Genomic DNA, 25311 nt, shown 5'->3' on the forward strand with positions numbered 1-25311 from the left:
CGCTGTGGAACCACCCGATCCCATCCCGAACTCGGAAGTGAAACGCAGCTGCGCCGATGGTAGTGTGGCTCAAGCCATGCGAGAGTAGGTCATCGCCAGGGTTTACACCCGAAAACCCCGCTGCTCATGCAGCGGGGTTTTTTCTTATTAAGTGAAGGCACTGCTTTTTCCGGGTACCTTCCGGCCCAAGGGCAAGATCGCGAGCTGGCGCTGCAAGCGCTGCTGCAACCGTCTCCCTGGTGAAATTAGCGCTGTGGAACCACCCGATCCCATCCCGAACTCGGAAGTGAAACGCAGCTGCGCCGATGGTAGTGTGGCTCAAGCCATGCGAGAGTAGGTCATCGCCAGGGTTTACACCCAAAACCCCGCTGCTCACGCAGCGGGGTTTTTCTTTGCGCGAAACCAAGCGCCCGGTAGATCCACGCCACGCGTGGATGGAAAGCAGTGCCAACCAAGGTTGGCCCCCCCCTGGCGGCGGCACAAAAAAAGCGGCGCCCCGTGGGGCGCCACTTTCTGGTCCAGGTAGATCAGTCGAGCAAGCTCGACTCTACGGGGCCGAGGCCTTGTTCTTCATCATGGTGTCGCGGGCGGCCTTGAAGGGATTGCCGTCGTACCAGTTCGGCCAGCGATCGCCGCCCGCCAGTTCCTTGCCCACGCCGTACATCAGCTGCAGGTCTTCCACGGTGCCATCCAGCTTCCAGGTGGCCGCGTCGAATTCATCCTTCGGGCCGTGGTAGCGGTTGTTGCCGTAGTCGGTCGCCGCCTTGCGGCCGGCGTCAACGCCGCCGTCGCGCAGGTCCTCACCGCCATCGGCATACAGGGCCGGCACACCGGCCTTGGCGAAGTTGAAGTGGTCGGAACGGAAGTAGAAGCCGCTCTGCACCGAGGTTTCACCGTGCAGGGTACGGTCCTGTGCGGCCGCCAGCGGCTTCAGGATGTCTTCAAGCTCGGAACTGCCGAAGCCGGTCACGGTCACGTCCTTGGCACGGCCGGCCACCGACATCGCGTCGATGTTGATCACCCCGGCAATCTTGTCCAGCGGGAAGGTCGGGTGGGCCACGTAGTACTTCGAACCCAGCAGGCCCGACTCTTCCAGGGTGACCGCCAGGAACACCACCGAGCGCTCCGGCTTCGGGTCCTGGTGGGCCATGGCTTCGGCCACTTCCAGGATGCCCGCTACGCCGGTGGCGTTGTCCACAGCACCGTTGTAGATGTTGTCGCCTTCCTCGCCCTCATGCTTGCCCAGATGGTCCCAGTGGGCCATGTACAGCACCGCTTCGTCGGCACGCTTGCTGCCCGGCAGCACGCCCACCACGTTGCGCGACTGCTTCTGCGCGACCTGGCTCTTCAGGTCGACCGAGGCGGTGGCCTGCAGCGGTACCGGCTTGAAGCCGCGCTTGCTGGCGTCCTTGTAGGCCTGGGCCAGGTCCAGGCCGGCACCGGCGAACAGCGCCTTGGCAGCCTCGGCACTCAGCCAGCCCTGCACCGGCAGGCGGCGCTCCGGATCATCCTTGGCCGGCAGGTCGTACTGCGGGCCGGCCCAGGAGTTCTTCACCACATCCCAGCCATAGGAGGCACCGGCGGTGTCATGCACGATCAGTGCGCCGGCGGCGCCCTTGCGCGCGGCCTCTTCGAACTTGTACGTCCAGCGGCCGTAATAGGTCATGCGCTTGCCGTCGAACAGGGTCTGGTCGTCGACGTGGAAGCCCGGGTCATTGACGAACATGACTACCGTCTTGCCCTTCCAGTCCTGGCCCTGGTAGTCGTTCCACTTCTGCTCCGGCGCGTCCACGCCGTAGCCGACGAACACCAGGTTGCTGGCATCCAGCTTCACTTCGGTTTGGCCGGTACGGGTGCCGACCACCATGTCGGTGCCGAACTTCAGTTCGGTGGTCTTGCCGCCCTGCTCGATCTTCAGCACGGTCGACTCGTCGGCCGTGGTCTCGGTCATCGGCACGTCCTGGAACCAGCTGTCACCGTTGCCCGGCTGCAGGCCGATGCGCTGCATCTGGTCGCGGATGTAGTTGACCGTCAGCTCTTCGCCCTTGCTGCCGGGGGCGCGGCCTTCGAACTCATCCGAGGCCAGGGTCTTCACCATCTCGCTGAAGTCGGCGGCGTTGATGTCCGGCGAGAACGCGTGGCTGGCCGGCTTGGCCGCCGCAGCGGTGTCGGTGGCCGGCGCGGCGGCGGGCGTGTCTTCGCCCTTGCAGGCGCTGAGCGCGGCCGCAGCGGCCAGGCACAGAAGGAGTTTACGGGGCATCGTCGGTATCCTGGATACAGATGGGGGCCGCGCCAGGCACGGCCAGGGAACGGGGATCAGTCCCCGGTGCAGCACGACGTCAATCCGCCGGGGCGGTATCGGTGTCGAACGGGATGGCGTCGGCGCCGGTGACCGGACCGATGCGGGCGCTGCGGTGCACGTACAGCACCACCTCGCGCTCGAATTCCAGCGGGCCACTGACCACGGCATTGGGGCCGATGATGATGCGCGGCTTGCGGCTGGTGGTGAGCGAGACGCTGAAGTTCGGCTTGCGCACGTGTACGCCACCGGACACCTGCGAACCGATGCCGACGGTAATGTCACCGTTCACCGTTTCCACGTCCTTGCGCACCCGGCTGTTGACCAGGCCGATGCCACCGTTGACCGTTTCCACGCCGCCTTCGATCTGGCTGCCGGCATCGCTGAAGATGCTGCCGTTGACCGTGCTGACATCGCCGTGGGCGATCACTTCGCGGCCCAGGCGAACGCCACCGTTCACCGTCTCGATGCTGCCGGTGCGTGCGCGGTCGGCCACGGTCACCCCGCCGTTGACGGTGTCGATGCTGCCGGTTTCCACGCCTTCGCCCACGCGGATGCTGCCATTGACGGTGTCCAGCTTGCCGTAGCGCTGGCCCGGATCGGCGCCGATGCTGCCGTTGACCTTGCTGATGTTTTCCTGCGCCGCCAGCGGCGCGGCGGCCAGCAGCAGGCCCAACAGCAGCGGAATGGAATGGGTTTTCATGGGGACCTCGTTGTTGTGCGGCTGGCAGGCCGCGTGCGGAGATGTCACCATTCCCCGGCACCCCCTGCAACTGCCTGAAGTCACTGGAAAGCCCTTGCGCCACAACGTCTTCCCCTCACGCCAGCATCACATCGCCGCCCGCGGCGCGCGTTGCCTGTTGCTGGGGCTGGCCTTGGCGCTGGCACTGCCGGTGCCGGGCGGGGCGCAGACTGCGTCCACCCGCGAAGCTGAGCGCAAGCTGCAGAAGCTGCGCAGCGAGCTGAAGGACGTGGCGCAGGAGCGCCGGCAGATCGAGGGCCAGCGTGGCCAGGCATCGCGGCAGCTGCGCGAGGCCGACGAAAAAGTAGCCCGCAGTGGCCGCAGCCTGGCCCAGACTGAAAGCGCGCTGCGCGAACAGGCCCAGGCCCTGGCCCAGGCCGAGCAGCGCCGCAACGAACTGCAGGCCACCCTGGCCAAGCAGCACCGCGAACTGGCCGGCCTGCTGCGCGCGGCCTACCAGCTGGGCAATCACGCGCCGCTGAAGCTGCTGCTGTCGCAGGACACGGTGGCCGATGCCAACCGCGCCCTGGCCTACCACCGCTACCTGCAGCGCGAGCGCGCCGAGCGCATCGCCAACCTCACCGCGGATCTGCAGGAACTGGAGACGCTGCAGGCCCAGATCGCCGAGCGCCAGCAGCATCTTCAGGGCGCCCAGCGCGACCAGAAGCAGCAGGCCGCAACCCTGGCCGCCGACCGCCGCGAACGGGCGCAGACGGTGGCATCGCTGGAAGAACGCTTCAAGGACCGGCGCGAGAAGGAACAGGCGCTGGGCCAGGATGCCAAGGCGCTGGAAACCCTGCTGGCCAACCTGCGCGCGGCTGCCGCCCGCGCCGAAGCCGAGCGCCGCGCCGCTGCACGCAAGGCGGCGGCGGAAAAGGCCGCCGCCGAAAAGGCCGCCCGCCAAGCCAAGGCCGAAGGCCGCCCGGCGCCGCCCACCAAGGTACCGCCGGCAGTGGCCTCGGCGCCCGCGCCGAAGGTCGGCGGCCTGGGCTGGCCGCTGTCGGGCAATCTGCTGGCCCGCTACGGCGGCAAGCTGCCCGATGGCCGTACCAGCAGCGGCGTGCTGATCGGTGCGCCGGCCGGCAGCACGGTCACGGCGGTGGCCGATGGCACCGTGGTGTTCTCCGACTGGATGACCGGCTACGGCATGATCCTGATCGTCGACCATGGCAATGGCTACATGAGCCTGTACGCGCACAACGACACCCTGCTGAAGGATGCCGGCGCGCGCGTCAGCCGCGGCGATGCGGTGGCCAAGGTTGGCAACTCCGGCGGCCAGGGCGTCACCGCGCTGTACTTCGAACTGCGCCGCGGTGGCCAACCGGTCAATCCGGACAGCTGGCTGCAGCGCCGCTGAATCCTGGCGGCCGCATGGCCGCGGGATTCAACGGGAATTTACCCACGCTTCGCGCATAATCGGTGCATGTGCCTTGGGCACGATGCCACCGTCGACAGGAGTGATCCATGCGCGCAGCCCGTACCGCCACCCTCTTGCTGGCCTTGTTGCCAGCGTTGTCCTGGGCGCAGCAGACCGCGCCTGCGGCCGCTGCCGAAACCCCGGCGCAGGCCGCCAGCAACGAAGAGGCGGTGACATCGAAGGTACCGCTGGAAGATATCCGGCGCTTCGTGGCGGTCTACAACGCCGTGCGTGCGGCCTACGTGGACCCGGTGGACGACAACAAGCTGATGCAGTCGGCGGTGCGTGGCCTGCTGCTGGACCTGGATCCGCACAGCACCTACTTCAACAAGGAAGACGCCGAGGCCTTCGACGAACAGGCCAACGGCGCCTATGAAGGCATTGGCGTGGAGCTGCAGCAGCAGCCCGACAACGCTTCGATGAAGGTGATTTCGCCGATTGACGATACGCCTGCGGCCAAGGCCGGCATCCTGGCGGGCGATCTGATCATCGCCATCGACGGCAAGCCGATCAGTGCCATCGATGCCAGCGAACCGCTGCGCGGCCCGGCCGGCAGCAAGGTGGTGCTGACCATCGTGCGCGACGGCAAGCCCAAGCCGTTCGATGTGCCGCTCACCCGGCAGACCATCCGCGTGACCAGCGTGCGCAGCCGCCTGCTGGAACCGGGTTACGGCTACATCCGCCTGGCCACGTTCCAGGCCGATACCGGCGCCGATTTCCAGAAGCACGTGCAGCAGCTGCAGAAGCAGTCCGGCGGCAGCCTGAAGGGCCTGGTGCTGGATCTGCGCAGCAACCCCGGTGGCCTGCTGACGGCCGCCGTGCAGGTGGCCGACGATCTGCTGGAAAAGGGCAACATCGTCAGCACGCGCGGCCGCATCCGCATCAGCGACGCACGCTTCGACGCCACCCCGGGCGACCTGCTGAAGGGCGCGCCGGTGGTGGTGCTGGTCGATGCCGGTTCGGCCAGTGCGTCGGAAGTGCTGGCCGGTGCGCTGCGCGACAACCAGCGTGCACGCGTGGTCGGCAGCCGCACCTTCGGCAAGGGCTCGGTGCAGACTGTGCTGCCGCTGGACAATGGTGATTCGGTGAAGCTGACCACCGCGCGCTACTACACGCCCAGCGGCAAATCGATCCAGGCCACCGGCATCGTGCCGGACGTGGAACTGAAGCCGGCGCCCACGCCGGAAGAAGACGCGCTGCCGGCCAGCCTGAGCGACTACAGCGAGGCGACCCTGCCGGGCCACCTGCGCGGTGACGACGAAGGCACCGAGGGTTACAGCGCCGGCGCCGTGCTGCCGGGCGATGGCCCGATTGACGATGCCCTGGCCGAACTGAAGAGCCCCGGTTCGGTGGCCGCGCGGCTGAAGGCCGAGTTCGCCAAGGCTGCCGCAGCCAAGCCGCCGGCGAAGGCTGAAGCGAAGCCGGAAGCAAAGCCGGAAGCAAAGCCCGCCCCGGCCCCGACCAAGCCCTGACGGTAGCGCCGGGCCATGCCCGGCGATGCGATGCTCGCCCATGGACGATTCCACGCTCGCTTCCCGCATCGGCGAACTGCTGGCGCGCGAGCCTTGGGCGCCCGGCGTCGCCGGCGCCTGGCTGCACGCCCTCGCCCATCGGCATGGCATCGACCCGGGACGGATTCTCTGGTGGGACGGTGTCCCTGCTGTACGGGCGCATGCATGCTACGACGATGGCATGCAGGGGCTTGCCCGCCTGGCGGAACTGCTGGGGCCTGCGCAGAGTGAGATCCAGCTGATCGTTTCTGACGAACGCGCCGGACCGTGGCCGGTGTGGTCATTGCCGGCGAGCGAGCTGGTGCCCCTGCTGGGCGAGCTGCCCTTCTTCGAATACGCCGTGGTGCTGGATGAGGACGCGACGCTGGTGTTCGACACGCACCACAACACCTTGCTGGTCAGCCGTGCGCCGTAGGTAGAGTCGAGCTTGCTCGACTGTCGTTGCCTGAAGCAGTCGAGCAAGCTCGACTCTACCGAGCAAGAGCAGTCGAGCAAGCTCGACTCTACGGAGAGGCCAGAGCAGTCGAGCAACCCGACCTTACGAAGCAGATGGCTAGAAGCCGTGGCGCTTGCGCAGCTTGCGGGCGATCGCGGCGCGTACGTAGACGCCGTAGAGCAGGCCGAACAGGAAGCCGCCGATGTGCGCCCACCAGGCCACCATACCGAAGGTCGGGCCGATGTAGGCGAACACCACCTGCAGCGCCGCCCATACGCCGATCAGCAGGTAGGCCGGGGCGCGCACGAATTCTAGGAACAGGCCCAGCGGAATGACCACCCCCAGCCGTGCGCCGGGGAACAGGGCCAGATAGGCGCCGATCAGCGCCGACACCGCACCGCTGGCGCCGATGATGATCTGGTCCGGGCTGCCCATGGTGTAGATCGCCACCAGGTTCGATACCGCCCCGCCCAGCAGGAACAGCAGCAGCAACCGCCACGGGCCCAGCACGCGCTCGGCGGGCAGGCCGAAGATCAGCAGGAACACCAGGTTGCCCAGCAGGTGCGACCAGTCCGCGTGCAGGAACAGGGCGGTGAACAGGCGCAGCACGCTGCCGTCCTGCAGGGTGGCCCAGTAGTCCAGCGGGTGGGTCAGGCCGGTGGACAGGGCGCCCCAGTCCAGCCACAGGCTGCGACGGGCGTCGTCCGGGCGCGAGATCGACCACAGGAACGCCAGCCACACTGACGCAAACAGCACGGGCGTGGCCCAGCGCAGGGCCGCCTTCTTGCGTGAGGGGAGCGAGACGAACATGGGCGCTAGCCTAGCGTGCGCGGGCATTGTGCGGGGAGGCGCCTGTTCATGTTTTGCGAAGGGAAAAGCCCCGCTGCTGTTATTGTTTCATTAACGTCTCTGAGTGATACTCGCATACGGCGTCGTATGTCGGGAGGGGAATCCGGCGCGTTCTGGCGGGCCCTCGGGTCCGGTAGGCGCAGGCGCACTCAGAGCACCATCACCGCTTACCGGAGAGAGAACACGATGCAAACTGCTTCCACCATTGCCCGACTGACCCTGCTGGCCGTCGGCGTTGCCGGTGCGCTGGCCGCCGCCGATGCCAACGCCGCTGCCTTCCAGCTGAAGGAAAACAGCGCCAAGGGCCTCGGCCGCGCGTTCGCCGGCTCGACCTCTGCCGAAGGCGATGCCTCGGTGGTCGCCACCAACCCGGCCTCGATGCGCCTGCTCGACGGCACCCAGTTCCAGGGTGACGTGAGCGCCATCAGCTTCGGCGCCAAGTTCCGCGGCGAAGGCCAGTACGGCAACGGCGCCCCGATTTCCGGCGGCAACGGCGGCGACGCCGGCATGATCGCCCCGGTTCCGGCCGCGTACTTCCACGTGCCGTTCGGCGAAAAGGACAACATGCACTTCGGTGTGTCGCTGTCGGTGCCGTTCGGCTTCAAGACCGAATACGACCGTGACTGGGTCGGCCGCTACAACGGCGTGAAGACCGAACTGCAGGCCGTCGACCTGGGCGCCGCGTTCTCCTACGACGTGAACCCGTACCTGTCCTTCGGTGCGTCGGTGTTCGTCGAGCGCCTGGACGTTGACCTGACCAGCGCCGTCGATGCCGGCACCGCCATCAACGCCAGCGCCCAGCAGCGTGCTTCGGCCGCCGTGCTGGCTGCCGGTGGCACTGCCGCCCAGGCCGCTGCGGCCGCCCGTCAGGCCGCTGCCCAGGCTGCCCAGCTGGGCTTCGCCCCGGGTACCGCCGATGGCTACCTGCGCATCAAGGGCGACGAAATGTCCGTGGGTTACACCCTGGGCATGACCGTCAGCCCGGTGGAAGGCACCAACATCGCCTTCAGCTACCGCTCGGAAGTGGAACACAAGATCACCGACGGCAAGGCCGACTTCACCATGACCCCGGCTGCGGCCGCGTTCCTGGCCAGCGCTGCCCCGGGCACCTTCGTTGACAGCAACGGCCGCGCCACCATCACCCTGCCGGCCAGCGCCACGGTCAGCGTCAGCCACCGCGTGAACGACCAGTGGAAGATCATGGCCGACGTTTCGCGCACCGCGTGGAGCAAGTTCGACCAGGTCACGGTTGACTACGATTCCAACCAGCCCGACAGCGTGCTGCCGTTCCACTACCGCGACACCACCTTCGCTTCGATCGGTACCGAGTACCGTCTGAACGAGCAGCTGACCCTGCGCGGCGGCCTGGCGTACGACCAGACCCCGACCACCGATGCCCACCGCGACGTGCGCGTGCCGGACACCACCCGCAAGTGGCTGTCGCTGGGTCTGACCTGGGCCCCGTCGGAGAAGATGGAATACAGCGTGGGCTACACCCACCTGTTTACCAAGGATCCGAACATCACCTCGACCTCGGCCACCGGTAACACCGTGACCGGCAAGTACAAGGTGACCGGCGACGTGCTGGCCGCTTCGATGCAGTACAAGTTCTGATAAAGGCCACGGCCTGACGCAGTACAGGGAGAGCCCCGCGCAAGCGGGGCTTTCTTTTTGTGGGCCATCCACGCATGGCGTGGATCTACTGGTGCGCCGCCCACGCGCGGTGCGTGGATCGACGACAATAGCGGCATGAACCTGTCCGATCCCAATTTCCAGCTGGAGCTGGCTGCCAACATCGCCGTGGCCGGCTCGATCCTGCTGGCCGGCCGCAACAACGTGCACACCTGGTGGCTGGGCATCGTCGGCTGCGCGCTGTTCGCTGCGGTGTTCGAGCGTTCGCACCTGTACGCCGACATGGTGCTGCAGGGCTTCTTCATCGTCATCAGCGTGCTGGGCTGGTGGCAGTGGCTGCGGGGCGACCACGGCGCGCCGTTGCCGATCACCTCGCTGCGCCCGCGCGCCTGGGCGTGGCTGCTGCCGCTGGCGGTGGTGGGCACGCTGGGCTATGGCTGGATGCTGACCCGCCTGACCCAGGCCTATGCGCCGTACATCGATTCGGCCGTGCTGGTGCTGAGCGTGATCGCGCAGATCCTGATGATGCAGCGCAAGCTGGAATCGTGGTGGGTGTGGCTGCTGGTGAACACCATTGCGGTGCCGCTGTACTACAGCCGCGGCCTGCACCTGACCTCGATCCTGTACATCGGTTTCTGGATCAATGCGCTGGTGGCGCTGCGCCATTGGCGCACGCTGATGCGCGCCGACCGTGCGGCGGCGGGCGCAGCCGATGCCACTGCCTGACACGGTGCCGCGTGGGTTGGTGGTGGGCAAGTTCTGCCCGCTGCACCGCGGCCATGAACGGCTGATCGAATTCGCCGCCGCGCGCTGCCAACAGCTGCTGGTGATCGGCTGGTCGCAGCCGGGGTTCGCCGGTTACAGCGCCGGGCGGCGCGAGCGCTGGCTGCGTGCGCGCTTTCCGCAGGCGACCGTCGCGGTGCTGGATGACGACCGCCTGGCCGCCCTGTGCCGAGCGCATGGCGTGCCGCTGCGCGCGCTGCCGCAGGACAGCGACAGCGAGCAGGTGCAGCGCGCCTTCACCGCGTGGCTGTGCCTGGCGCTGTTCGGTGGCCCGGTGCAGGCGGTGTTCACCGGCGAAGACTATGGCGATGGCTTTGCCGCTGCCTTGGCCCAGCAGTTCGCTGCACCGGTGCAGCATCATCGGCTGGAGCGTGCGACCGACATCGGCCAGGCCAGTGGTACGCAACTGCGTGCCGACCCGCACGCGCACCGCAGCAGCCTGTCGCCGGCGGTGTACGCCGACCACGTGCAGCGCGTCGCCTTCATCGGCGGCGAATCCACCGGCAAGAGCACCTTGGCGCGGGTGCTGGGCGAACGCCTGGGCACGGCCTGGGTGCCCGAGTTCGGCCGTACATTGTGGGAACAGCAGGGCGGCGAGCTGCACGCGCAGGATCTGCTGCGCATCGCCGCGACCCAGGCGCAGCATGAAGAGCAGGCGGCGCAGCACGCGCACCGTTGGCTGTTCTGCGATACCACGCCGCTGGTCACCCTGGGCTACAGCGACTGGATGTTCCAGACCGCGCCAGCGGAACTGCAGCGCGCCGCATCGCGGCCCTACGACCTGCTGTTCCTGTGCGCGCCGGACATTCCCTTCGTGCAGGATGGCACGCGCGTGGGCGTGGAGTTCCGCGCTCGGCAGCATGCGTGGTACCTGCAGCAGCTGCAGGCGCGCGGGGTGCCGTATGTGCTGCTGGAAGGTGATCTGGACGCGCGGGTTGCGCGGGTGCAGGCCGCGCTGGCGACGCGCGCGGACAACCGCTTCAGCGTGGTGGCCGGGTAAGCGCCGCAGGGTATCGCCTGGCGCAACCGGAAGGGCACAAAAAACCCCGCTTTCGCGGGGTTTTCCGTGCATCCATCACACCCGTGGAAGGGAGGGGTGTCTTAGTCGCCCAGGGTCAGCAGCGAGGCATTGCCACCGGCAGCGGTGGTGTTCACCGTCACCGTCTTTTCAGTGGCGAAGCGCAGCAGGTAGTGCGGGCCGCCCGCCTTGGGGCCGGTGCCGGACAGGCCCTGGCCACCGAACGGCTGCACGCCCACCACTGCACCGATCTGGTTGCGGTTGACGTAGACGTTGCCGACGTGGACGCCGTTGCTGATGCGGTCCACGGTTTCGTCAATGCGCGAATGCACGCCCAGGGTCAGGCCGTAGCCGGTGGCGTTGATCTGATCGATCACCGCATCCAGCTGCTCACCCTTCCAGCGGATCACGTGCAGCACTGGGCCGAAGACTTCCTTCTGCAGCTGGCCCAGGTCCTTCAGTTCGTACGCACGCGGTGCGAAGAAGGTGCCATGGGCGGCTTCGGCGGACAGTTCGGCAGCGGCGATCAGGCGCGCTTCGCGGTCCATGCGCTCGGCGTGGTCCTGCAGGATCTTCAGCGCGTCGGCGTCGATCACCGGGCCGACGTCGGTGGACAGCAGGCCGGGGTTGCCGACCTTCAGTTCCTTCATCGCACCGGCCAGCATGGTCATCACCTTGTCGGCGATGTCGTCCTGCACGAACAGCACGCGCGCGGCCGAGCAGCGCTGGCCGGCGGAGGTGAAGGCCGAACCGATAGCGTCCTTGACCAGCTGCTCCGGTAGCGCCGAAGAGTCGGCGATGAAGGCGTTCTGGCCGCCGGTTTCTGCAATCAGCACGCCGATGGCGGCATCGCGCGCGGCCATGGCGCGGTTGATTGCGCGGGCGGTTTCGGTGGAGCCGGTGAAGGCCACGCCGGCCACGCGCGGATCGGCGGTCAGGGCGGCGCCGACGGTGGCACCGTCGCCCGGCAGGAACTGCACCACCTCGGCCGGCACGCCGGCGTCGTGCAGCAGCTTCACCGCGTAGTAGCCGATCAGGTTGGTCTGCTCGGCCGGCTTGGCGATCACGCTGTTGCCAGCGGCCAGGGCGGCGGCCACCTGGCCCAGGAAGATCGCCAGCGGGAAGTTCCACGGGCTGATGCAGACGAACACGCCGCGGCCGTGCAGCTGCAGCTCGTTGGATTCACCGGTCGGGCTGGGCAGCTTCTCGGCGTGGCTGAACTGCTCGCGCGCCTGCTTGGCGTAGTAGCGCAGGAAATCCACCGCTTCGCGCACTTCGGCAATGCCGTCGGGCAGGCTCTTGCCGGCTTCCTTCACGCACAGCGCCATGAATTCGGGCATGCGCGCTTCCAGCTGGTCGGCGGCATGTTCCAGGATGGCGGCGCGGCTGGCGGCCGGGGTGCGGTTCCAGGCCGGCTGCGCGGCCACGGCATTGGCCAGCGCCTTCTGCACGGTGGCGGCATCGGCGGCCTGCCACTGGCCCACCACGTCGCGGCTGTCGGCCGGGTTGGTGACCGGCAGCGAAGCACCGGTGGTGACCGCACCCGGCACCAGCGGCGCGGCCTGCCACGGCTTTACTGCAGCGTTGATCTGCTCGGCCAGGGCGCGCAGTTCGTTGTCGTTGGCGAGGTTGGCGCCCATGGAGTTCTTCCTGTCGTGGTTCTGGCTGCGCAGCAGGTCAACCGGCAGCGGGATCTTGGGGTGCGGAATCGATTCGAACGAAGCGACCATCTCGACCGGGTCGCGGACCAGGTCGGCGATCGGCACGCGCTCGTCGGTGATGCGGTTGACGAAGCTGGAGTTGGCGCCGTTTTCCAGCAGGCGGCGCACCAGGTACGGCAGCAGGTCTTCGTGCGAACCTACCGGTGCGTACACGCGGCAGGGCAGGCCCAGGCGATCGGCCGGCACCACTTCGGCGTACAGGTCATCGCCCATGCCGTGCAGCTTCTGGTGCTCGTACACGCCGCCGTTGGCGATGCTGCGCACCGCGGCGATGGTGTGCGCGTTGTGCGTGGCGAACATCGGGTAGATCGCGTCGGCATGGGTGAACAGACGCTTGGCGCAGGCCAGGTAGGACACGTCGGTGTTCTGCTTGCGGGTGAACACCGGGTAGCCCGGATAGCCTTCGATCTGTGCGCGCTTGATCTCGGCATCCCAGTAGGCGCCCTTCACCAGGCGCACCTGCAGGCGGCGACCGGCGCGGCGCGCCATGTCGGCCAGGTGGTCGATGGTGTACGGGGTACGCTTCTGGTACGCCTGCACGACCACGCCGAAGCCATCCCAGCCGGCCAGCGAGGCATCGGAGAACACCTGTTCGATGATGTCCAGCGACAGTTCCAGGCGGTCCGATTCTTCGGCGTCGACCGTGCAGCCGATGCCGTAGCTCTTGGCCAGCTGCGCCAGTTCCAGCACGCCCGGCACCAGGTCCTTCAGCACGCGTGCGCGCTTGGCATGTTCGTAGCGCGGGTACAGCGCCGACAGCTTGATCGAGATGCCCGGTGCGTTGTTGACGTCGCCGTCGGGGCGGCCGCCGCGTGCCTTGTGATCACCGCCAATGGCGTGGATCGCTCGACGGTAGTCTTCCAGGTAGCGCAGCGCGTCCTTCATGGTCAGCGCGCCTTCGCCCAGCATGTCGAAGGAATAGCGGTAGCTGGCGTTGTCGCCCTTGTGCGAGCGCGCCAGTGCTTCGCTGATGGTGCGGCCCATCACGAACTGGTGGCCCATGATCTTCATCGCCTGGCGCACGGCCAGGCGCACCACCGGTTCACCCACGCGGCCGACCAGGCGCTTGAACGCGCTGGGCGCATCGGCGCGGGTGGCGTCGTTCATCTGCACCAGCTTGCCGGTCAGCATCAGACCCCAGGTGGAGGCGTTGACCAGCACCGAATCGCTGCCGCCCAGGTGCTTTTCCCAGTCGGCATCGGCCAGCTTGTCGCGGATCAGCTTGTCGGCGGTGTCCTGGTCGGGAATGCGCAGCAGCGCCTCGGCCACGCACATCAGCAGCACGCCTTCTTCGCTGCCCAGGTCGTACTGGCGCATGAAGGCTTCGATCGCGCCCTGGTCCTTGGCGCGCACGCGCACCCGGCCGACCAGGTCGGCGGCCAGCGCCTGCACCCTGGCCTGCTCCTCGGCCGGCAGGCGCGCCTGCGCCAGCAGGTCACGCACGTGGCTGGCCTCGTCCTTCAACCAGGCGTCGGTGATGGCCTGGCGGAACGGGTTGGGGGGCGCCGGCAGTTCCGGCGACAGCAGCGCGCCCGGACGCGGTGCGTCGTTGGCGGTGGGGGAGGAAGAGGGTGCGTTCATGCCGGTCCGGCCAGTGGAAAACTTGGCGATTTTAATCATTTTTTGGCCGCCGGGAAGGGCCTGCCAGCGCCCCTGATGAACGGCGATAGCCCCTGATGGCGGTGGATTCAGCCTGTTCAGCCAAGCCGGGATTATTTGTGCCGAATTCGTCATTCGCGCCGCCGGGCTCATGCTGTATTGCAACATCGGAAAAAGTGTGAATGCACCCTTGCTACCGGCGAGAGGGCAGGGCTACCATCGAGACGTTTCCCGCGGCAGGAACGCGGTTGCGACATGATCGAGGTGCTTCCAGCTCCGGATGGGTCAGGTACGCAGCTGCGGCTGCGTCCCCCACGGGCGCTCGATGCCCGGCAGTTCATCCTGTTGTTCACCGTGTTGGGCGGGGCGATGTGGCTGGTTTCGGCCGTCGGTTGGCTGGCTGGCAATGTATTCGCCCCCCTGTTCGCGCTGCTGTACAGCCTGTTGCTGGCAGCCGCCCTGCGCGCCCTGTGGCGCAGCGGCGAACGGCAGGAGGAGATCCGGGTAGTGCCGGCGTGTGTGGAGGTCATCCCCACGCCCGGTGGTTCGCCGGTGTTCCGCGCGCACCCGCATTGGGTACGCCTGGTCACCGGTGATGAGAGGGTCCGGCTGGCATCCAGCGGACGGCAGGTGGAGGTGGGGAGTTTCCTCGCGCCGGCCGAACGCCAGACGCTTGCTGAAATGCTTGAAGGCTTGCTCGCCGCCAGCGATGGCGGCAACCGACGACGCTAAGGGTCTAGGCAATGAAGCAAAGCAGCAGGTGGGGCACGAAGTGCGTTGCAGCGGCCGCCGCAGTGATGGCCGGGGGACTGGTACCGGCACTGGCCTGGGCACAGGCGGCCGATCCCAAGCCGTGGCAGCTGAACATGGGCAAGGGGGTCACCCAGACCTCGCGCCTGGCCTGGGAGTCGAACAATCTGTCGCTGATCATCTGCACGGTGATCGGGGTCATCGTGTTCGGCGCGATGGGCTATGCGATGTTCAAGTTCCGCAAGTCCAAGGGCGCGGTGGCGGCTACCTTCAGCCACAACACCAAGGCCGAGATCATCTGGACCGTCATTCCGGTGATCATCCTGGTGGTGATGGCCTGGCCGGCCACGGCCAACCTGATCAAGATGTACGACACCCGCGATGCCGAGATGACGGTGAAGATCACCGGCTACCAGTGGATGTGGAAGTACGAATACCTGGGCGAGAACGTGACCTTCACCAGCCGCCTGGACCGCGAATCGGACCGGGTGCGGCAGAGTGGCATCGTGCCCGACCGCGAAAGCCACCCGCATTACCTGCTGGACGTGGACAACCGCCTGGTACTGCCGGTCGATACCAAGGTGCGCTTCGTCATCACCTCCGACGATGTGATCCATGCCTGGTGGGTGCCGGCGCTGGGCTGGAAACAGGACGCCATTCCCGGCTTCATCAATGAAGCGTGGACCAGCATTGAGCAGCCCGGCGTGTACCGCGGCCAGTGCGCCGAACTGTGCGGCAAGGACCACGGCTTCATGCCGATCGTGGTCGAGGCGGTATCCAAGGAAGACTTCAGGCAGTGGCTGGCGCAGCGCAAGCCGGCGCCGCCTGCCGAGCCTGCTGCACCGGCAGCAGCCGATGCCGCACCTGATGCTGCCGCGCCCACTGCGGCGCCGGCAGCGCCGGCCGACGGGGCCTGATCCATCACCCGTGGCCGCCTGCGGCCGCGGTGACAACCGATTCTGAGAGGTGTTTTGCAATGGCGCACTCGGCAGTTGGGCACGACGATCACCATCACCACCAGAGCTTCTTCGAGCGTTGGTTCTTCTCGACCAACCACAAGGACATCGGCACGCTGTACCTGGGTTTCAGCTTCATCATGTTCATCATCGGTGCGGCGATGAGCGTGGTGATCCGCGCCGAACTGGCGCAGCCGGGCCTGCAGTTCGTCAAGCCTGAATTCTTCAACCAGATGACCACCGTGCATGCACTGGTGATGATCTTCGGTGGCGTGATGCCGGCCTTCGTGGGCCTGGCCAACTGGATGATTCCGCTGCAGATCGGCGCGCCGGACATGGCCCTGCCACGCATGAACAACTGGTCGTTCTGGCTGCTGCCGGTGGCCTTCAGCCTGCTGCTGCTGACCCTGTTCCTGCCCGGCGGTGCACCGGCCGGTGGCTGGACGCTGTACCCGCCGCTGTCGCTGCAGGGTGGCTACAACGTGGCCTTCAGCGTGTTCGCCATCCACGTGGCCGGCATCAGCTCGATCATGGGCGCGATCAACATCATCGCCACGGTGCTGAACATGCGCGCGCCGGGCATTGACCTGCTGAAGATGCCGATCTTCTGCTGGGCCTGGCTGATCACCGCGTTCCTGCTGATTGCGGTGATGCCGGTGCTGGCCGGTGCGGTGACCATGCTGCTGACCGACAAGTTCTTCGGCACCAGCTTCTTCAATGCCGCCGGTGGCGGTGACCCGGTGATGTACCAGCACATCTTCTGGTTCTTCGGGCACCCCGAGGTCTACATCATGATCCTGCCCGCCTTCGGCGTGGTCAGCGAGATCATCCCGACCTTCAGCCGCAAGCCGCTGTTCGGCTACCAGGCGATGGTCTATGCCACGGCGGCGATCGCCTTCCTGTCGTTCATCGTCTGGGCCCACCACATGTTCACCGTGGGCATGCCGCTGGGCGGCGAGATCTACTTCATGTTCGCCACCATGCTGATCTCGATCCCCACCGGGGTGAAGGTGTTCAACTGGGTCAGCACCATGTGGCGCGGCTCGCTTACCTTCGAAGCGCCGATGCTGTGGTCGGTGGCCTTCGTCATCCTGTTCACCATCGGCGGGTTCTCCGGCCTGATGCTGGCCATCGTGGCCGCCGACTTCCAGTACCACGATACCTACTTCGTGGTGGCCCACTTCCACTACGTGCTGGTGACCGGTGCGGTGTTCGCGCTGATCGCAGCGGTGTACTACTGGTGGCCGAAGTGGACCGGGCGCATGTACAGCGAGAAGTGGGCCAAGGTGCACTTCTGGTGGTCGATCGTGTTCGTGAACCTGCTGTTCTTCCCGCAGCACTTCCTCGGCCTGGCGGGCATGCCGCGGCGCATTCCCGATTACAGCGTGGCATTCGCCGACTGGAACCTGATCAGCTCGATCGGTGCGTTCGGCATGTTCGCCACGCCGTTCATGATGGCGGCGATCCTGCTGTCGTCGCTGCGCAATGGCGAAAAGGCTGCCGACCGTTCCTGGGAGGGCGCCCGCGGGCTGGAGTGGACGCTGCCCTCGCCGGCACCGGCGCACACCTTCACCACGCCGCCGACCCTGCGCCCGGGCGACCTGGCCCACGATGACATCACGCATTGAGGTGGGCCATGCATAACGAGAACCCGTTTCCGATGGGTAGAGTCGACTGTCAGTCGACGCGCGAAGAGCAGCCGACCAACGGTCGGCTCTACCAAAGCCAGAACCAAAACCACAGCCACAGCCACAACATCGATCTGCAGCGCCAGCGCGCCCGCCGCACCGCGCTGTGGGTGGGCGCCATCGCCGTGCTGGTCTACGTGGGCTTCATCCTCAGCGGGGTGATCGGCCGATGAGCGATGCACCGGCCACCGCGACCTCACGCAGCGCCGGCCTGCCGCGCCTGATCGGCGTGGCGGTGGCGGTGTTCCTGCTTACGTTCTCGCTGGTGCCGCTGTACCGCATCGCCTGCGAAAAAGTGTTCGGCGTGCGCCTGGAACGCGGCCCCGGCAGTGAAGCCAGCACCGGCGCCGCCACCGGCAAGCGCACCGTGCGCGTGGAATTCGACGGCGGGGTGAATTCGCGCCTGCCGTGGTCGTTCCACCCCGAGCAGCTGACCATGGACGTGGTGCCGGGCGAACTCAACGAAGCCCTGTACTTCGCCCGCAACGACAGTGCAGGCGCGGTGGTGGGCAGCGCCGTGCCCTCGGTGGCGCCGGCACGTGCGTCGGGGTTCTTCAGCAAGACCGAATGCTTCTGCTTCACTGCCCAGACCCTGCAGGCCGGTGAAAAGCGCGACATGCCGGTGCGCTTCATCGTCGATCCCGACCTGCCGCCGGAGATCAAGACGATCACCCTGTCCTACACCTTCTACCGCAACGATGCGCTGTCCGAGCGGCTGGCTGCAGCCGCTACCTCGAACGGCGCGCACGCCGCTCCCTGACCCGGAAACCGACATGGCCCAGACCCCGCACGACGCCAATGTGTACTTCGTCCCGGCCCAGAGCCGCTGGCCGTTCGTGGGCTCCATCGCGATGATGGTGACCATGGTGGGCGTGGCCAGCTGGTTGAACGACGCCAGCTGGGGCCGCTGGACCTTCTATGCCGGCCTGGCGATGCTGGTGCTGACCCTGTTCTGGTGGTTCAGCGATGTGGTGCGCGAATCGCAGGCCGGGCACTACAACCGCCAGGTCGATGGCTCGTTCCGCATGGGCATGGTCTGGTTCATCTTTTCCGAAGTGATGTTCTTCGGTGCCTTCTTCGGCGCGCTGTTCTACACCCGCAACCTGGGCCTGCCGTGGCTGAGCGGCGAAGGCGATGGGGTGATGACCAACGAGCTGCTGTGGCAGGGCTATTCGGCCGGCTGGCCGACCAATGGGCCGGCGGCGATCGGCGGTGCGTTCCAGACCATTCCCGCCTGGGGCCTGCCGCTGATCAATACGCTGATCCTGCTCACCTCGGGCGTGACCCTGACCATCGCCCACCACGCGCTGAAGGGCGGCCACCGCCGCCAGCTGCTGGTGTGGCTGGGCCTGACCGTGCTGCTGGGCGCGTTCTTCCTGACCCTGCAGGCCGAGGAATACATCCACGCCTACAAGGAACTGAACCTGACCCTGGGTTCGGGCATCTACGGGTCCACGTTCTTCATGCTGACCGGCTTCCACGGCGCGCACGTGCTGCTGGGCACGATCATGCTGATCGTGATGTGGCTGCGCTCGGCCAAGGGCCACTTCACCCGCGACAACCACTTCGGCTTCGAAGCCGCCGCGTGGTACTGGCACTTCGTGGACGTGGTGTGGCTGATGCTGTTCCTGTTCGTCTACGTCCTTTGAGTGCGCAGCGGCAGGTACCCTCAGCCGCCGACGCCGTGCGGCTTGATCCAGCCCATGTAGATGCTGACGATCACCAGCGCGATCAGCGCCACCGACACCGCGATGCGGCGGGTGAGCGCATTGACCGTGCGCTTGGTCTGGCCGCGGTCGACCAGCAGGTAGTACAGGCCGGCGCCCAGATTCCAGACGATGACGATCAGGAACGCGATCACCAGCAGGGTCTTCAGCGAATCACTCATGCGCGGCTCGGGGGCAGGGTGGATGCGCCTATCTGACCGCGTTTGCATGGACTTGTCATGATGCGCCAGCACACACGCTGGATCGGCTGGCTGTTGGCGCTGCTGGCGATGGCCGGCTTCACCGCATTGGGCCTGTGGCAGTTGCAGCGCATGCACGCCAAGCAGGCGCTGCTGGATGCGCAGGGGCCGGCGGTGGCGCAGGCGTTGCCGCTGGCGCAGGCACTGGCGGCGCCCGGCGCACTGCATGGGGTGGCCGACCATGGCCGCTTCCTGCCCGGCGTGGTGCTGCTGGACAACCAGATGCGCCACGGCCGCGCCGGGGTGAAGGTGTACCGGCCGTTCCGCAGTGACAGTGGCAGCGTGCTGCTGGTGGACCTGGGCTGGCGCGCGCTGCCGCCGGACCGCACCTTGCCGGTGCTGGACGCGCTGCCGGCGTCGCTGGCGGTGCGCGGGTTGCTGGCGCCGCCGCCCTCTGCCGGCCTGGCGCTGGGCCCGGCGTTCAGTGAAACCGGCCAGCCCGGGCGCTGGCTGGCCAGCCGCCTGCCCGCCGACGGCCTGGCCCGCGCGCTGGGCCTGGCCGCGCTGCCCGACCGGGTGCTGCGGCTGGACCCGGCGCTGCCAGTCGGCGACGAGCGCGATCTGGACCTGCTGCCCAACACCCTGCCGCCGCAGCGCCACCTGGGCTACGCCGTGCAGTGGTTCGGCCTGGCGCTGACCGTGCTGGTGGTGGCGCTGGTGCTGGAATGGCGCCGGCGGCGGCGTTGATCCGGTCCGGTGGCTGCCGACCGCTTCCTTCCACCCAACCATGAGAAAATGCCCGCATGAACACCGCCACCACCCCGCAGGCACGCGGTTCCGGCCGCCGCACCCTGCTGCTGCTGTTCGCCGTGTTCTTCGGGGCGATGGCGCTGGCCGCCGTGCTGCGCTTCACCGGCTGGCAGCCCACCGGGCACCGCAATGCCGGGCAGTTGCTGCAGCCACCGGTGGACCTGCGCCAGCAGCCGCCGACCCTGGCCAACGGCCAGCCCTACCCATGGAACCCCGAAGCGCGCACCTGGCGGCTGCTGGTGGCGCCGGCCGGAGCCTGCGACGCGCAGTGCGTCACTTTGTCGCAGGGACTGGGCAAGGTGTGGCAGCTGTTCGGCCATAACGCCGATAATGTGGAGATTCTGTGGCTGGGCACGCCACCGGCGCCGATCGCCGCACTGCCCGCGCTGCGGCCACTGGCGCCGTCGCCCGCCCTGCGCGCGGCGTTGCCCGGTGCCGACGATCCGGCCGGATTGCCGGTCTATGTGATCGATCCGAACGGCTTCGTGATCATGCGCCATGCCCCCGGCAGTGACCTGGGGGGCCTGCGCAAGGACATGGCCACGTTGCTGAAACTGAAGTGAGTCCCGTTTGATGAGCCTTTCCGCGCGTCCGGCGCTGCACCGTAATTTCCACCGCCTGGCGTGGTTCGCCATGATCATGACCGCCAGCACGATCATGTTCGGCGCCTTCGTGCGCCTGTCCGATGCTGGCCTGAGCTGCCCGGACTGGCCGACCTGCTATGGGCAGGCCACCTGGCCGCAGCACGTGGAAGAAACCATCGGCCACCCGGCCACCGAGATCCGCCCGCTGGAAACCCACAAGGCCTGGCGCGAGCAGGTGCACCGCTTCCTGGCCGGTGCGCTGGGCATCGAGATCCTGACCCTGGCCCTGCTGGCCACCCGCAAGCGCCGCTTCGGCAGCACGGCGGTGGTGACCGCCTGCGTGCTGGTGGCCGCCGGCATACCGCTGTACATGATGGGCTGGCATGGCACGGCCAGCGGCCTGGCCCTGGTGGGTGAGGCGATCCTGCTGATCGCCGCGCTGCGCTGGGGCAACATCGACCTGGCGCGGGCGGCCCTGCTGACCCTGGCGGTGGTGATCTTCCAGGCCCTGCTGGGTATGTGGACGGTCACCCTGCTGCTGAAACCCATCGTAGTGATGGGCCACCTGCTGGGCGGCATGCTGATGTTCGGCCTGCTGGTGTGGATGGCGTGGCGGGCAACGCACCTGCCGATCACCCTGGCCGAAGCGCCGAAACTGAAGTGGCTGCTGCGCATCGGTGTGGCCGTGCTGGTCACCCAGATCGCCCTGGGCGGCTGGGTCAGCGCCAACTACGCCGCGCTGGCCTGCGGTGGTGGCAGCGCCTCGCTGGACAACTTCCCGCGCTGTGCCAACCAGTGGTGGCCGCAGCACAACTTCGTGGAAGGCTTCACCCTGTGGCGCGGCATCGGCGTGGATTACGAAGGGGGCGTGCTGGATGGCGCTTCGCGCATCGCCATCCAGATGGCGCACCGCCTGTTCGCCATCGTGGTGGCGGCCTACCTGCTGTGGCTGGGCCTGCGCCTGTTCCGCCTGCCCAGCATGCGCGGCTGGGCCAGTGCGCTGGTGGCCCTGCTGGTGCTGCAGGTCACCCTGGGCATCCTGAACGTGAAGCTGGCCCTGCCGCTGGCGGTGGCCGTGGCCCACAACGGCGTGGCCGTTGCCCTGTTGTTCGTGCTGGTGAGCCTGCTGGCCCGCCTGCGCGCGCCGGACTGATCGCATGTTTTCCAACTATCGCCAGTACTGGGACCTGACCAAGCCCAAGGTCGTGGCCCTGATCGTGTTCACCGCCCTGGTCGGCATGGTCCTGGCCATTCCGGGCGTACCCAGCTGGGAACAGGTGCGCGCCGGCGCGCTGGGCTTCCTCGGCATCTGGCTGGCCGCTTCGGCGGCCGCTGCCATCAACCAGCTGCTGGATGCGCATATCGACGCGCAGATGGCGCGCACCTCATGGCGCCCGCTGGTGGTGGGCAAGGTCAAGCCGTGGCAGGTGCTGGTGTTTGCCGGCGTGCTGATCGTGCTGTCGATGGCGATCCTGCTGCTGTGGGTGAACTGGATCACCGCCGTGCTGACCTTCGCCTCGCTGATCGGCTATGCGGTGATCTACACCGTGTACCTGAAGCGTGCGACCTCGCAGAACATCGTCATTGGCGGCCTGGCCGGCGCGATGCCGCCGATGCTGGGCTGGGCGGCGATTACCGGCATGCAGGGTTCGTCGGACTGGGCGTATTCGTCGCTGCTGGTGCTGATCATCTTCATCTGGACCCCGCCGCACTTCTGGGCGCTGGCGATCTTCCGCCGCGAGGACTACGCCAAGGCGAAGATCCCGATGCTGCCGGTCACCCACGGCGTGGTGCACACGCGCAAGCAGATCCTGGCCTACTCGGTGGTGCTGGCGCTGGTGTGCGTGGTGCCGTACCTGGTGGGCATGAGCGGGCCGTTCTACCTGGGCGGGGCGATCGTGCTCAACGCCGTGTTCCTCTGGTACGCCTGGCGCATGCAGAGCCCGCCGGATGAATTCTTCTCGATGAAGATGTTCCAGTACTCCATCGTGTACCTGATGGCGCTGTTCGCCTTCCTGCTGGTGGACCACTGGATCCTGCCCTGGATGTGACCCTTCCCGGGGTCGGATCCCCGAAGGGGCTCTGACCCCGTCCTCACCGTGGTGCATCCATCCACGCATGGCGTGGATCACACCTTGAACCGCGGTCGTGGCGTCGCCATAGCTGTTCCTGACCCCAAGGAAAGGCAGGAGCAGGGATGCATTCGATCTTCCGCTGGACCGCGGCATTGATGCTGGTGCTGGGTATGGCCTTCAGTGCACAGGCCGACGACACCGCCGCGCAGATCCGCCAGCACGCCGCTGACCATCGCATGCTGGTGCTGGGCGAATACCACGGCACCCGGCAGACGCCGCTGCTGGTGCGCCAGCTGATGGATGACTACAGCCGCGATGGCAGGCCGGTGCTGCTGGCGTTGGAACTGCCACGTGGCGAGAACCCGTCGCTGCGCGATTACCTGGATTCCGATGGCAGCCCGGCCGCACGCCAGCGCCTGCAGGAGCGCGCGTTCTGGACTGTGCGCGATGACCAGCATGATGGCCGACGCAGCCGCGACATGTTGGCGATGATCGAGAGCCTGCGCGCGTTGAAGGCACAGGGGCGTGATATCGGGATCGTCGGCTACGACCTGGACCGCAGTGACGACGGCAACCAGGCGCGCGATGAGGGCATGGCGGTTGAAGTGCGACGGCTCTACCAGGGGTTGCCGGACACGGCGCGCTTGGTGGTGCTCAGTGGCAACGTCCACGCGATGCTGCAGCGGCCTGAAGGTGCGCCGCCGGAAATGCAGATGCAGCCGATGGCCTCGCTGCTGCGGGATCTGGATCTGTACAGCGTGCGCCTGGAGGCGCTGCGCGGGCAGTTCTGGGCCTGCCTGGACCGCTGCAAGGCGCTGCCGCTGCGCGATCAGGTTGCACGTGCGCCGCAGGTCGATACCGAAGCCGGCCGGCAGTACGACCTGTGGGTGTGGATGCCGGAGTTGAGTGTCGGCACCCTGGTTGATCCGTGAACCCCGGGGTCAGAGCCCTTTCGGGGATCTGACCCCGTTAATGACGCATCCATCCACGTATGACGTGGATGGTTTTCCCGTCACTCAGGGCGCGCGCCGCGCATACCGCTGCGCGATCACGCCGCAGACGATCAGCTGGATCTGGTGGTAGATCATCACCGGCAGCACGATGGCGCCCAGGCTGCCGCCGGCGAACAACACCTTGGCGATCGGTACGCCGGTGGCCAGGCTCTTCTTCGAACCGCAGAACACGATGGCGATCTCGTCTTCGCGGTTGAAGTGCAGGCGGCGCGCCAAGAAGGTGATGAGCGGCATGGCGATGCCCAGCAGCACGGCGGCCACCACGGCGACGGCAAACAGGGACAGCAGCGGTGTCTTGCTCCAAAGCCCTTCGGTCACCGCTTCGCCGAACGCCGAATACACCACCAGCAGGATGGTGGCCTGGTCGGTGTAGCGCAGCAGCGCGCGCTGCTTTTCCACCCAGCCGGCAATCCACGGCCGCAGCAGGTGGCCGGCCACGAACGGCACCAGCAGCTGCAGCATGATGCCGCCGATCGCATGCAGCGGGTCGTGCACGCCGCCGGAGGTGCCGGCCAACGCGGTCAGCAGCAGCGGGGTGAGGAATACGCCCAGGATGCTGGACAGCGACGCACTGCAGACCGCCGCCGGCACGTTGCCGCGCGCCATCGAGGTGAACGCGATGGACGACTGCACGGTGGACGGCAGCGTGCACAGGAACAGCACGCCCAGATACAGCTCGGGGGTCAGCAGCCAGCCTGACAGCGGCTTGAACATCAGCCCCAGCAGCGGGAACAGGATGAAGGTGCAGGCCAGGATGGTCAGGTGCAGCCGCCAGTGCAGCATGCCGCCGATGATCGATTCGCGTGGCAGGCGCGCGCCGTGCAGGAAGAACAGGGCGGCGATGGCCACGGTGGTGACATCGTCCAGCACCATGGCAGCGGCGCCCTTCATCGGCAGCAGCGAGGCCAGGGCCACGGTGCACAGCAGGGCGAGGGTGAAGTTGTCCGGTCGCAGGCGCGACCACCAGCGGGTCATGGTGGACAGGCTCCTTGGTACGTGGGGGTCAGGGTGAGGTGACCGGTTCCGCCAGACGCTGGCGGGTGGCGGCTTCCAGGGATTTCAGGCCGGCTCGTTGGCCCAATGGCAGGGCCTGCTCCGGGCTGGCATGTTCGTAGCGCGCATTGACCAGGGCGAGCACGGCGCCGGCGCGGTTGCCCGAGGCGCAGTGCAGCAGCACGGGGCCCTGGCTCTGCTGCAGCGCCTGGTGCACGGCGCGCACGTTGGCTGCATCCAGGCCCTCGGCGCCGGCCACCGGAATGCGCACGTAGCGCAGGCCCAATGCTTCGGCCTGGGCCGTTTCGTCGTAGCCGCGGTCTTCTTCGGGCTGGCGCAGGTCGATGACGGTGCGCACGCCCTGCGCGGCCAGCGCCTGCAGCTGCGCGGCACTGGGTTGGCCGCCGGCATGCAGGCCCGGGCGCACTTCGTTGATCGGGTTTTCCCCGGCCAGCGCGGCCAGGGGCGTGCAGAGCGACAACAACAGCAGGCAGGTCAGGCGCAGCAGCATGGTCTCTCCGTGGGTGGC

24 protein-coding genes and 2 rRNA genes are annotated in these 25311 nt (G+C 67.3%); 19 read left to right on the forward strand and 7 right to left on the reverse strand.

What is annotated here, in order from left to right:
* Positions 1 to 90, forward strand: a 5S ribosomal RNA gene (gene rrf, locus C1932_RS01755).
* Positions 91 to 235: 145 nt separating this feature from the next.
* A 5S ribosomal RNA gene (gene rrf / locus C1932_RS01760) occupies positions 236 to 350 on the forward strand.
* Positions 351 to 547: 197 nt separating this feature from the next.
* Here the strand turns inward: rrf (C1932_RS01760) and C1932_RS01765 are convergent.
* Positions 548 to 2260 (reverse strand): M28 family metallopeptidase, encoded by a 1713-nt coding sequence (locus tag C1932_RS01765; protein WP_108761016.1) that lies wholly within the window; start codon positions 2258 to 2260, stop codon positions 548 to 550.
* Positions 2261 to 2339: 79 nt separating this feature from the next.
* A complete protein-coding gene (locus C1932_RS01770; protein WP_108757616.1) occupies positions 2340 to 3002 on the reverse strand; it encodes a hypothetical protein in 663 nt (220 codons plus the stop codon).
* Between the two features lie 94 nt (positions 3003 to 3096).
* Here C1932_RS01770 and C1932_RS01775 point away from each other — a divergent pair, with 94 nt between their 5' ends.
* From C1932_RS01775 to C1932_RS01785, 3 genes are all read left to right on the forward strand, one after another.
* Positions 3097 to 4398 carry a peptidoglycan DD-metalloendopeptidase family protein gene (locus C1932_RS01775; RefSeq protein ID WP_108761017.1) on the forward strand — a complete coding sequence of 434 codons (1302 nt, stop codon included), beginning with the start codon at positions 3097 to 3099 and terminating at the stop codon, positions 4396 to 4398.
* 107 nt (positions 4399 to 4505) lie between these two features.
* Positions 4506 to 5930 carry a S41 family peptidase gene (locus tag C1932_RS01780; protein ID WP_108761018.1) on the forward strand — a complete coding sequence of 475 codons (1425 nt, stop codon included), beginning with the start codon at positions 4506 to 4508 and terminating at the stop codon, positions 5928 to 5930.
* Between the two features lie 40 nt (positions 5931 to 5970).
* Positions 5971 to 6384, forward strand: coding sequence for a hypothetical protein (locus C1932_RS01785; protein ID WP_108761019.1), 414 nt, complete (start codon positions 5971 to 5973; stop codon positions 6382 to 6384).
* Positions 6385 to 6522: 138 nt separating this feature from the next.
* Here C1932_RS01785 and C1932_RS01790 read toward each other — a convergent pair whose 3' ends face one another.
* A complete protein-coding gene (locus C1932_RS01790; protein WP_108748229.1) occupies positions 6523 to 7215 on the reverse strand; it encodes a rhomboid family intramembrane serine protease in 693 nt (230 codons plus the stop codon).
* Positions 7216 to 7440: 225 nt separating this feature from the next.
* Here C1932_RS01790 and C1932_RS01795 point away from each other — a divergent pair, with 225 nt between their 5' ends.
* The 3 genes from C1932_RS01795 to C1932_RS01805 all read left to right on the forward strand — a co-directional run bounded on the left by C1932_RS01795 (position 7441) and on the right by C1932_RS01805 (position 10669).
* Positions 7441 to 8868 (forward strand): outer membrane protein transport protein, encoded by a 1428-nt coding sequence (locus C1932_RS01795; RefSeq protein WP_108761020.1) that lies wholly within the window; start codon positions 7441 to 7443, stop codon positions 8866 to 8868.
* Between the two features lie 135 nt (positions 8869 to 9003).
* Complete coding sequence (gene pnuC / locus C1932_RS01800) at positions 9004 to 9612, forward strand: nicotinamide riboside transporter PnuC (protein ID WP_108751932.1); 609 nt, start codon at positions 9004 to 9006, stop codon at positions 9610 to 9612.
* Entirely contained in the window at positions 9599 to 10669 is a 1071-nt protein-coding gene (locus C1932_RS01805; protein WP_108761021.1) for an AAA family ATPase, read from the forward strand. The genes pnuC and C1932_RS01805 overlap by 14 nt, the downstream gene beginning before the upstream one ends.
* A 101-nt stretch (positions 10670 to 10770) precedes the next feature.
* Here the strand turns inward: C1932_RS01805 and putA are convergent, their stop codons facing one another.
* Positions 10771 to 13989, reverse strand: a complete 3219-nt coding sequence (gene putA, locus C1932_RS01810; RefSeq protein WP_108751934.1) for a bifunctional proline dehydrogenase/L-glutamate gamma-semialdehyde dehydrogenase PutA — start codon at positions 13987 to 13989, stop codon at positions 10771 to 10773.
* A gap of 273 nt (positions 13990 to 14262) precedes the next feature.
* Here putA and C1932_RS01815 point away from each other — a divergent pair, with 273 nt between their 5' ends.
* From C1932_RS01815 to C1932_RS01840, 6 genes are read left to right on the forward strand one after another with little or no spacing between them, the layout of a single operon-like run.
* Entirely contained in the window at positions 14263 to 14739 is a 477-nt protein-coding gene (locus C1932_RS01815; protein WP_108748234.1) for a DUF2244 domain-containing protein, read from the forward strand.
* Between the two features lie 11 nt (positions 14740 to 14750).
* Positions 14751 to 15674 (forward strand): cytochrome c oxidase subunit II, encoded by a 924-nt coding sequence (gene coxB / locus C1932_RS01820; protein ID WP_108761022.1) that lies wholly within the window; start codon positions 14751 to 14753, stop codon positions 15672 to 15674.
* 59 nt (positions 15675 to 15733) lie between these two features.
* Entirely contained in the window at positions 15734 to 17341 is a 1608-nt protein-coding gene (ctaD, locus tag C1932_RS01825; protein WP_108751936.1) for a cytochrome c oxidase subunit I, read from the forward strand.
* 8 nt (positions 17342 to 17349) lie between these two features.
* Positions 17350 to 17574 carry a hypothetical protein gene (locus C1932_RS01830; protein ID WP_108761023.1) on the forward strand — a complete coding sequence of 75 codons (225 nt, stop codon included), beginning with the start codon at positions 17350 to 17352 and terminating at the stop codon, positions 17572 to 17574.
* Entirely contained in the window at positions 17571 to 18161 is a 591-nt protein-coding gene (locus C1932_RS01835) for a cytochrome c oxidase assembly protein (protein ID WP_108761024.1), read from the forward strand. Before C1932_RS01830 ends, C1932_RS01835 begins: the two co-directional genes overlap by 4 nt.
* Before the next feature lie 13 nt (positions 18162 to 18174).
* Positions 18175 to 19050, forward strand: a complete 876-nt coding sequence (locus C1932_RS01840) for a cytochrome c oxidase subunit 3 (protein WP_108748239.1) — start codon at positions 18175 to 18177, stop codon at positions 19048 to 19050.
* Positions 19051 to 19070: 20 nt separating this feature from the next.
* Here the strand turns inward: C1932_RS01840 and C1932_RS01845 are convergent, their stop codons facing one another.
* Complete coding sequence (locus tag C1932_RS01845) at positions 19071 to 19289, reverse strand: twin transmembrane helix small protein (protein WP_108748240.1); 219 nt, start codon at positions 19287 to 19289, stop codon at positions 19071 to 19073.
* 57 nt (positions 19290 to 19346) lie between these two features.
* Between C1932_RS01845 and C1932_RS01850 the strand changes: the two genes are divergently transcribed.
* The 5 genes from C1932_RS01850 to C1932_RS01870 all read left to right on the forward strand — a co-directional run bounded on the left by C1932_RS01850 (position 19347) and on the right by C1932_RS01870 (position 23708).
* Positions 19347 to 20054, forward strand: a complete 708-nt coding sequence (locus C1932_RS01850) for an SURF1 family protein (RefSeq protein WP_108761025.1) — start codon at positions 19347 to 19349, stop codon at positions 20052 to 20054.
* Between the two features lie 56 nt (positions 20055 to 20110).
* Entirely contained in the window at positions 20111 to 20680 is a 570-nt protein-coding gene (locus C1932_RS01855) for a hypothetical protein (RefSeq protein ID WP_108751940.1), read from the forward strand.
* A 10-nt stretch (positions 20681 to 20690) separates the two neighbouring features.
* On the forward strand, positions 20691 to 21854 hold the full coding sequence (locus C1932_RS01860; protein WP_108751941.1) for a COX15/CtaA family protein: 1164 nt from the start codon (positions 20691 to 20693) through the stop codon (positions 21852 to 21854).
* A 4-nt stretch (positions 21855 to 21858) separates the two neighbouring features.
* Positions 21859 to 22752 carry a heme o synthase gene (gene cyoE / locus C1932_RS01865; RefSeq protein WP_108751942.1) on the forward strand — a complete coding sequence of 298 codons (894 nt, stop codon included), beginning with the start codon at positions 21859 to 21861 and terminating at the stop codon, positions 22750 to 22752.
* Between the two features lie 146 nt (positions 22753 to 22898).
* Positions 22899 to 23708, forward strand: coding sequence for a calcium-binding protein (locus tag C1932_RS01870; RefSeq protein WP_108761026.1), 810 nt, complete (start codon positions 22899 to 22901; stop codon positions 23706 to 23708).
* An 84-nt stretch (positions 23709 to 23792) separates the two neighbouring features.
* On the opposite strand, the gene C1932_RS01875 is transcribed toward C1932_RS01870, so the two are convergent.
* Both C1932_RS01875 and C1932_RS01880 read right to left on the reverse strand, forming a co-directional pair.
* Entirely contained in the window at positions 23793 to 24764 is a 972-nt protein-coding gene (locus C1932_RS01875) for a bile acid:sodium symporter family protein (RefSeq protein ID WP_108761027.1), read from the reverse strand.
* Between the two features lie 28 nt (positions 24765 to 24792).
* A complete protein-coding gene (locus tag C1932_RS01880; RefSeq protein WP_108761028.1) occupies positions 24793 to 25293 on the reverse strand; it encodes a sulfur transferase domain-containing protein in 501 nt (166 codons plus the stop codon).
* Between the last annotated feature and the right edge of the window lie 18 nt (positions 25294 to 25311).

Source organism: Stenotrophomonas sp. YAU14D1_LEIMI4_1 (genome assembly GCF_003086815.1).
Classification (GTDB): domain Bacteria; phylum Pseudomonadota; class Gammaproteobacteria; order Xanthomonadales; family Xanthomonadaceae; genus Stenotrophomonas.

Excerpts from the sequence above, each read along its gene's own strand:
- C1932_RS01765 (WP_108761016.1), bottom strand. The coding sequence starts at position 2,260 with ATGCCCCGTAAACTCCTTCTGTGCCTGGCCGCTGCGGCCGCGCTCAGC.
- C1932_RS01770 (WP_108757616.1), bottom strand. The coding sequence starts at position 3,002 with ATGAAAACCCATTCCATTCCGCTGCTGTTGGGCCTGCTGCTGGCCGCC.
- C1932_RS01780 (WP_108761018.1), top strand. The coding sequence starts at position 4,506 with ATGCGCGCAGCCCGTACCGCCACCCTCTTGCTGGCCTTGTTGCCAGCG.
- C1932_RS01785 (WP_108761019.1), top strand. The coding sequence starts at position 5,971 with ATGGACGATTCCACGCTCGCTTCCCGCATCGGCGAACTGCTGGCGCGC.
- C1932_RS01790 (WP_108748229.1), bottom strand. The coding sequence starts at position 7,215 with ATGTTCGTCTCGCTCCCCTCACGCAAGAAGGCGGCCCTGCGCTGGGCC.
- C1932_RS01795 (WP_108761020.1), top strand. The coding sequence starts at position 7,441 with ATGCAAACTGCTTCCACCATTGCCCGACTGACCCTGCTGGCCGTCGGC.
- pnuC (WP_108751932.1), top strand. The coding sequence starts at position 9,004 with ATGAACCTGTCCGATCCCAATTTCCAGCTGGAGCTGGCTGCCAACATC.
- C1932_RS01805 (WP_108761021.1), top strand. The coding sequence starts at position 9,599 with ATGCCACTGCCTGACACGGTGCCGCGTGGGTTGGTGGTGGGCAAGTTC.
- putA (WP_108751934.1), bottom strand. The coding sequence starts at position 13,989 with ATGAACGCACCCTCTTCCTCCCCCACCGCCAACGACGCACCGCGTCCG.
- C1932_RS01815 (WP_108748234.1), top strand. The coding sequence starts at position 14,263 with ATGATCGAGGTGCTTCCAGCTCCGGATGGGTCAGGTACGCAGCTGCGG.
- coxB (WP_108761022.1), top strand. The coding sequence starts at position 14,751 with ATGAAGCAAAGCAGCAGGTGGGGCACGAAGTGCGTTGCAGCGGCCGCC.
- ctaD (WP_108751936.1), top strand. The coding sequence starts at position 15,734 with ATGGCGCACTCGGCAGTTGGGCACGACGATCACCATCACCACCAGAGC.
- C1932_RS01830 (WP_108761023.1), top strand. The coding sequence starts at position 17,350 with ATGCATAACGAGAACCCGTTTCCGATGGGTAGAGTCGACTGTCAGTCG.
- C1932_RS01835 (WP_108761024.1), top strand. The coding sequence starts at position 17,571 with ATGAGCGATGCACCGGCCACCGCGACCTCACGCAGCGCCGGCCTGCCG.
- C1932_RS01840 (WP_108748239.1), top strand. The coding sequence starts at position 18,175 with ATGGCCCAGACCCCGCACGACGCCAATGTGTACTTCGTCCCGGCCCAG.
- C1932_RS01845 (WP_108748240.1), bottom strand. The coding sequence starts at position 19,289 with ATGAGTGATTCGCTGAAGACCCTGCTGGTGATCGCGTTCCTGATCGTC.
- C1932_RS01850 (WP_108761025.1), top strand. The coding sequence starts at position 19,347 with ATGATGCGCCAGCACACACGCTGGATCGGCTGGCTGTTGGCGCTGCTG.
- C1932_RS01855 (WP_108751940.1), top strand. The coding sequence starts at position 20,111 with ATGAACACCGCCACCACCCCGCAGGCACGCGGTTCCGGCCGCCGCACC.
- C1932_RS01860 (WP_108751941.1), top strand. The coding sequence starts at position 20,691 with ATGAGCCTTTCCGCGCGTCCGGCGCTGCACCGTAATTTCCACCGCCTG.
- cyoE (WP_108751942.1), top strand. The coding sequence starts at position 21,859 with ATGTTTTCCAACTATCGCCAGTACTGGGACCTGACCAAGCCCAAGGTC.
- C1932_RS01870 (WP_108761026.1), top strand. The coding sequence starts at position 22,899 with ATGCATTCGATCTTCCGCTGGACCGCGGCATTGATGCTGGTGCTGGGT.
- C1932_RS01875 (WP_108761027.1), bottom strand. The coding sequence starts at position 24,764 with ATGACCCGCTGGTGGTCGCGCCTGCGACCGGACAACTTCACCCTCGCC.
- C1932_RS01880 (WP_108761028.1), bottom strand. The coding sequence starts at position 25,293 with ATGCTGCTGCGCCTGACCTGCCTGCTGTTGTTGTCGCTCTGCACGCCC.